This window comes from Nocardia sp. NPDC058518 (genome assembly GCF_042719655.1).
Classification (GTDB): Bacteria; Actinomycetota; Actinomycetes; order Mycobacteriales; family Mycobacteriaceae; genus Nocardia.
The window spans coordinates 1-6,287 of record NZ_JBHXNJ010000044.1 but is presented as its reverse complement, the minus strand read 5'-3'; the positions used below and the strand labels follow the sequence as shown (position 1 = coordinate 6,287).

Annotated in this window: 8 protein-coding genes; 4 read left to right on the top strand and 4 right to left on the bottom strand. The window is 64.6% G+C overall.

Going from position 1 to position 6,287, the window contains the following annotated elements:
- Positions 1–9 precede the first annotated feature (9 nt).
- Complete coding sequence (locus ACFWPX_RS36875; protein WP_378933738.1) at positions 10–861, top strand: SDR family oxidoreductase; 852 nt, start codon at positions 10–12, stop codon at positions 859–861.
- Entirely contained in the window at positions 858–2,045 is a 1,188-nt protein-coding gene (locus ACFWPX_RS36870) for an acyl-CoA dehydrogenase family protein (RefSeq protein WP_378933735.1), read from the top strand. The genes ACFWPX_RS36875 and ACFWPX_RS36870 overlap by 4 nt, the downstream gene beginning before the upstream one ends.
- 3 nt (positions 2,046–2,048) lie before the next feature.
- Here ACFWPX_RS36870 and ACFWPX_RS36865 read toward each other — a convergent pair whose 3' ends face one another.
- Positions 2,049–2,669: a TetR/AcrR family transcriptional regulator gene (locus ACFWPX_RS36865; RefSeq protein ID WP_378933732.1), complete on the bottom strand. Its 621-nt coding sequence runs from the start codon at positions 2,667–2,669 to the stop codon at positions 2,049–2,051.
- Between the two features lie 130 nt (positions 2,670–2,799).
- On the opposite strand from ACFWPX_RS36865, the gene ACFWPX_RS36860 reads away from it, so the two are divergent.
- Positions 2,800–4,143, top strand: coding sequence for an oxygenase MpaB family protein (locus ACFWPX_RS36860; protein WP_378933729.1), 1,344 nt, complete (start codon positions 2,800–2,802; stop codon positions 4,141–4,143).
- A 7-nt stretch (positions 4,144–4,150) separates the two neighbouring features.
- Here the strand turns inward: ACFWPX_RS36860 and ACFWPX_RS36855 are convergent, their stop codons facing one another.
- The 3 genes from ACFWPX_RS36855 to ACFWPX_RS36845 all read right to left on the bottom strand — a co-directional run bounded on the left by ACFWPX_RS36855 (position 4,151) and on the right by ACFWPX_RS36845 (position 5,762).
- Positions 4,151–4,735, bottom strand: coding sequence for a TetR family transcriptional regulator (locus ACFWPX_RS36855; protein ID WP_378933726.1), 585 nt, complete (start codon positions 4,733–4,735; stop codon positions 4,151–4,153).
- On the bottom strand, positions 4,732–5,475 hold the full coding sequence (locus tag ACFWPX_RS36850) for a nuclear transport factor 2 family protein (protein WP_378933723.1): 744 nt from the start codon (positions 5,473–5,475) through the stop codon (positions 4,732–4,734). The genes ACFWPX_RS36855 and ACFWPX_RS36850 overlap by 4 nt, the downstream gene beginning before the upstream one ends.
- An 83-nt stretch (positions 5,476–5,558) precedes the next feature.
- Complete coding sequence (locus ACFWPX_RS36845; RefSeq protein WP_378933720.1) at positions 5,559–5,762, bottom strand: hypothetical protein; 204 nt, start codon at positions 5,760–5,762, stop codon at positions 5,559–5,561.
- Between the two features lie 28 nt (positions 5,763–5,790).
- On the opposite strand from ACFWPX_RS36845, the gene ACFWPX_RS36840 reads away from it, so the two are divergent.
- Positions 5,791–6,114, top strand: coding sequence for a hypothetical protein (locus ACFWPX_RS36840; protein WP_378933717.1), 324 nt, complete (start codon positions 5,791–5,793; stop codon positions 6,112–6,114).
- Positions 6,115–6,287: the final 173 nt, after the last annotated feature.

Below are 6,287 nucleotides of genomic sequence, written 5' to 3'. Positions count from 1 at the left end.
GCGCCCGGGGTGTGTCAGGCGGTGGTTTTGGCTCTGTTTTGGGTGCGGGGGGGGTTTTGTTGGGGGGCGGGGGGGGTGGGGGGCGTGGCCCCCCCCGCGGCGCTGGAGCTCGCACGCGGCGGCGCGACCGTCATCGGATGTGCCCGGCGCGCCGAGCCGCTGGCCGAGACCGTATCGCTGATCGAATCCCTCGGTGGCACAGCCGAATCGCACTGCCTCGACATCCGCGACGAGCAGGCGGTCGACGAGTTCATCGCGCAGATCGTCGACCGGCACGGGCGGATCGATACCTTGGTCAACAACGCGGGCGGCCAGTTCGGCATGCCCGCGGAGCTGATCACACCCAACGGATTTCGCAAGGTGATCGAGCTGAACATTCTCGGCACCTGGTTGATGACCCACGCGGCCGCGACGAAGGCGATGATCCCGCAGGGTGGCGGAAAGATCCTCAACGTCACGCTCTCCCCGCACGACGGTTTCCCCGGTTTGGTGCATTCCTCGGCGGCCCGCGCCGCGGTGGAGAACATGACGAAGACCCTGTCGATCGAGTGGGCCAGGTTCGGCATCCGGCTCAATGCCTTGGCGGCGGGCCACTTCGACACCGACGCTTTGAACACGCGCTATGTCCCCGGCGTGAAGGAGGACGCGCTCACTCGCGTACCAGCGGGCCGATTCGGCACCGACGAGGAATGGGGTTGGCTCGTCGCCTTCCTCGCCTCACCGGCGGGGGATTACTTCTCGGGTTCGGTGCTGACCTTGGACGGCGCCCGTGACGTCTTCGGCGCGGGAACCTATCCGCCGCAGGGATTTTTGGAAGCCATTGCCGCGGCACGAGCCGCCACCGGAAAGGAAAACACGTGAACCTCGAGAATGTCGCCGCCGAACCTGTTCTTCGACTCACTCCGAGTGAGGAGGAGTTGGCCATCCGCGACTCCGTGCGGCGAATCTGCGCCAAATACCCCGAAGACCACCTGCGGCAGTCGGCGGAGCGGGGCGAGTCCCTGCAGGATGTGTGGTCCGACCTTGCCGAGGGCGGCTTCGTCGGACTCAACCTCCCCGAGGAATGGGGCGGCGGTGGCCTGGGGATGAGCGGCCTGAACGCGGTGGCGGAAGAGACCGCGCGCGCCGCCAAAGGCTCGGTGATGCTGGTGGTTTCGTCGGCGATCGCCGGTTCGGTCTTGGCACGCCACGCCACGACCGAGCAGAAGCAGCGTTGGCTGCGTGGCATCGCCGCCGGGACGACGAAGCTGGCGTTCGCCATCACCGAACCGGATGCGGGCAGCAACGCGCACAATCTGCGTACCGAACTGCGTCGCGACGCCACCGGCTATGTGCTGAACGGGCAGAAGACGTTCATCTCCGGCGTCGAATCCGCCGATGCGATTCTCGTTGTCGCCCGGCTGCGGGACGCGAATGGTCAATTGGCGCAACCGGTCCTGTGCGTCGTCGACGCGGACGCACCCGGGGTGCTCAGGCAGACTATCAAGATGCCGTTCATCGGTCCGGATGAGCAGTCGCAGTTGTTCTTCGACGACGTCGTGGTGGATGCCGACCGGCTGATCGGTGGCGAGACCGGTGGAATGACAGCGGTATTCGACGGGCTGAATCCGGAGCGCGTCATCATCGCGGCGCTCATGATCGGCACCGGATTGCGGGCGCTGGACAAGGCGGCCGCGTATGCGCGTGAGCGCACTGTGTGGAAGACCCCGATCGGCGCGCATCAAGGTGTCGCGCACCCGCTCGCGGAGGCGAAGATCGAACTCGAACTGGCCCGGCTGATGACACAGAAGGCGGCCGCGCTGATCGACGCCGGTGCCCCCGGGGCAGGCGAGGCCGCGAACATGGCGAAGTTCGCGGCGGCCGAAGCCGCGATCAAGTGTGTCGACCGGTCCATTCAGACGCACGGCGGCAACGGTTTCACCATCGAGTACGGCATCTCGGACCTGTGGTGGTTCTCCCGGCTCATGCGCACTGCCCCGGTGAGCCGGGAGATGATCCTCAACTACGTGGCCCAACATTCGCTCGATCTTCCCCGGTCGTACTGAGTACTACGCGGTAGGTGCCGTCGTCTCGAGCCACGCTGTCAACACGTCTGCCGCGCGGTAGATGAGGCGTTGCCGGTCCATGTGCGGTTCTCGTTCCACCGCGATTCGCAATGCTGACGCAACCGCCAATGTCATTCCGATGTATACGTATTCCTCCACCTCGGTGTCGGACAGATCGGGGCGACGATGGGCGATGAACAGTCGGCAGAACTGAGCGATCTGTCCTTCCACCTCGGGCAGGATATTGCTCTGCAGGCCCATCGGTACTTCGCTCGCGAGTGCGCTGATGATGGCCCGATCACGTTCGAGCGCGTCCACCAGACAAATGAAGAGCTGCCGGACCGCGACTGCCGGTTCCAACGACAACGAGGCACCGATCGCCTTGATCAATTCTTTGGTCATCGCGGCGGTGGCGCGATCGCGGAGCGCGGCCAGCAATTCGTTCTTGTCCGCGAAATAGCGGTAGACCGTGCCGATGCCGAGATCGGCCTCCACAGCGATGTGATTCGTTGTCAATCCTTGGTAGCCGTCGCGGACCAAAAGCCGAGCAGTTGCATCCAGGATCTTGTCGATCGAGATCTGTGAGCGCCGCTGAACCGGACGATAGCGTGCTGACCTGGACATCTAGGCAGTGCAACATTTCTCGCGACCGATGTCAATAACCGAGTTGAAGCGGAGCAAATATCGGTTATAGCCTCGAAAGCATGCTCGGTCGGCAGTTGCCGGGGGAGCACGAGTGAGCAGGAGTCGAGCCATGTCAGCTTCAACGTCGAAGTCGGCCGGTAATGCCGACGGGGCGCCACACGCATTCGACTATTACTACCGGCCGGGAATGGCACTACGGCCGTGGCCGCAACGATCGACCGGCAATCGTGAGCTGTGGGACAGCGCGCGGCGCGATTTCGTCGAGCCGATGGTCGCGGCCGCCCGGCTGTCGTCACCGGGACCGTTGGTCGGCGTGGTCGCCGACCATCAATGGCAGGGCGACGAACTCATGGACGACGTCGTGCTCGCTTTTCGCCGGATCGGCATGGCCGAGGGTCGGCGAATGCTCGAGCAGGCCTTGGATCATGGGATCGAGACGGTGCCCGACGCACCGGCGGAGCTCGTGCGCCTGTTCGCGGCCCTCGATAATCCGCCGGCCTGGCACGATCTGCAACGCTGGGAACGGGGACGTCAGGTGTGGATCAACGCCTCGTTCGCCGGTAAGGCGGGCATGGCGGTGATGGACGCGCTGGCTACCTTCGTCGGCAATGACGTCTCGACGGCGACCGGTGCGACGCGACGGTTCATCAACGACTATCAGCGACGAATGTTCGAGAGCTACACCTGGTTCTGGAATGTCACCCGCGAGAGCGCGATGGACCGGCACTCGCCGTTCTTCAAGGACACCGTCAAGGTCCGGCTGATGCACTCGCAGGTTCGCGCCGGATTGCGCCGAGCCTGGGGCGAGGAGAGTTTCGAGCGCAACGGCTGCCCGATCTCGTGCACCGCGATGCTGATGGGCGCGATATCGTTCGGCATCCTGCCGATGCTCGTCGACCTGGCCCACGGTCGCAAGCACTCCCATGCCGATCTCGATGACGCGATGATCTATTGGGCACATATCTCCTATGTGTTCGGCGTCGCCGAGGAAGTCATTCCGACCACCGCGGCCGACGGCATCGAACTGCTGAACTACTACCTGCCCTACACCGGCGGCCCCACCGAGGCGACCGTGGAAATGTCGGAGGCCGCCGCGGCGAACCTGTCCGATGAGGACGGGAATCTCACGCTGAAAGGCCGCGCCGTCACCGGCCCGCTGCTCGCCATGATGGCCTACTTCGGCGGTGAACCCGCCGTGCGTGCCCTCGTCGCGACGACCCCGGCACGGGACATCCCGATCGCCGGGTGGGTACGGCTCATCGGCCTGCTGGTCATCGCCAACGTCTGGGTGAACCGGCTGTTCGACAAACTTCCGTTCCGCAGTGCGCGATTGCGAAGGCGGGCCGCCAAAGGTGACCGCTTCTGGCGTCTCAATGTGCTGACTTCGCGGGCGGCCGCGAAACGCAAGGGAATTCTGACGACGCCCTACGACCATCACGACACCACGTCATAGCCGTGGGTCAGTCCGCGACGATCATCCGAACGACGGTGGCGCGGAAGAGGTCTCGGATCCGTTCGAGATCCGCGAAATCCGGCAACGTCGGCGGCAGCAAGATGTACGAGTGCGACAGCCGGGTGATCAGATCGGTACAGACCTCCGGCGAGGCCGTCAGGCGGTAACCGGCCTCGGTCAGCTTCTTCAGCTCGCCGAGCATGAACGCTCGACCGAACGCGAGAATCGGTTCGGCCTGCGTCGTCAGTTGCGGCAGGACGGTTTCGGGATCTGTTTCGACGAGACGACGCAGCACCACGTTGTGTGGAGCCACCTCGCAGAACCGCACGAAGGTCTCCACCAACCGGTCGACCGGATCCTCGACGGTGTCGAGCCGTACCTCGAGATCGCTGAGGAATCTCGCGACTTCGCGCGACATCAGGGTGTCGAACAGTTCTGCCCGGCCCGGAAACCGCCGGAACACCGTTGCTTTCGAGACCCCGGACTCGCGGACGACGTCGGCGATCGTGGTACGCCGTAGCCCGTGGCGTGTCAGCAGCGCGTAGGCGGCGTCGAGGATGCGGTCGACATACGGGTCGGCCGGTGCCGTCACAGCTTCGGGCCCCGGCGCCGCAACCGCTGAGCCAGGCCGGGAAGGCGCGCGGCTTGCATGATCGCCTTGAACTGCCAGCTGTCGTCGCGGGGCGCGATGCCCGCTGTTTGCGCCATATCCATGAAGTCCCACAGTGTTTCGCCGAAATACATCAGGCCATCGGGGGTGAAATGATAGCGGTCGACCGCGCACGCCTGCACTAAGGTGCCCATACCTTGCAACGCCGGCGCCGTGTCGTCGTAGGGATAGAGCCGCAGGGTGCCGTCGAAGAAGCCGCTGCCCATGTACCGGACGACCAGGCGGGTTTCGCCGTCGGGTGTGACGTCGATGTACATCTGATCGGGGAACGGGTCGTATCGCCAGTTCGAGATCGCATCGAAGAACGACATGTTGTATTTGACGAACTCGTCGAGACCGACCATCGTCCGCCCGAACGTCGTCGGATCCACATACCGCAGATCGTGGGTGTAGATCTCGTGGTTGAGGCTCATGTCCTGGGTCAGCCAACTCCACGTGTACTTCGCCGCCCATTCGTAGAGCCACGCGATATCCAGGCCGTGACCGGCGTGGAACTCGATGCGGCGCTCCAGCTCGACGAACCACTGGCGGTGCATCGCGCTCAGTTCGTCTTCGCCGACGACACGGGTGGGGGCACCGCGATTCGACGGCAGGTACTCCGGTAACGGCTGCCGCAGTCGGGGTTTGGCCAGTTCCTGCAAAACGAGGTCGAAGTCGAACATCGGCAATCCTTCGGCTGATACCAAGAGAGTGGATTGGTCTCATGGTATCTCAGTGCGCGCGTGCAGAAGCACGGATTCGGGCGCTATCCCTGTCCTTCGGCGTCGGCGGCGAGTTCCGGTGGTGCGAGTTGGACTACGTCGTCGACGAACCGGCGAAATCGGCGCAGCGACGGCTGCAGCGCCGCGCCCAGTTCGGCATCACGCTCCGCTTCGACCAGGACCGTGACGACCATGCCGCCGAGCGCTCGATCGACCTGATGCAGTGTCACGAACTCGGAGATCGACAAGTACCTCACTCCTGCCGGGAAGAGCGTCGTGGCCGAAGCGCGCAACCACTGTGCGCCGCAGAACGTATCGAGCAACCTGGTGTTGGATATCGAGGACTTCCTCACCGTCCCACTGGAGGTGGTGCTCGCGAATCCCGTGATCCGCCGGGAATTCGAAGCGCGCGGGATCCTGGTCCCGCTGGGAGCACCGGGGGCATTCAACTGGCTGAAGGGCCGATTGGCACCGGGGTCACCGACCCCGACCGGTTGCGACATCCAGACCGTACCGAGCAACCTCCTCGAGCCCGGCGTCCTCGAGACAGTGCCATCGTTGATCGGCTCGTTCCTGACCGCGATCATCGGCCACCGATAGGAACCACCCACCGACCTCAGCGAGAGGAGTGTTCGAGGAGGCCGGTGATGTTCACGATCGGGTAGACCCTGGTAGTGCGGGGGGCGCCCATCGGCGCCCCGCCCACCAACCCCCAAAAAAAGCAACCCCCCGCCGACACCCCCCCCGCGCACCCCGAGCAGGGCGGCGGGGAC

Coding starts and splice junctions, on each gene's coding strand:
- ACFWPX_RS36865 (WP_378933732.1), bottom strand. CDS start 2,669: ATGTCCAGGTCAGCACGCTATCGTCCGGTTCAGCGGCGCTCACAGATC.
- ACFWPX_RS36860 (WP_378933729.1), top strand. CDS start 2,800: ATGTCAGCTTCAACGTCGAAGTCGGCCGGTAATGCCGACGGGGCGCCA.
- ACFWPX_RS36850 (WP_378933723.1), bottom strand. CDS start 5,475: ATGTTCGACTTCGACCTCGTTTTGCAGGAACTGGCCAAACCCCGACTG.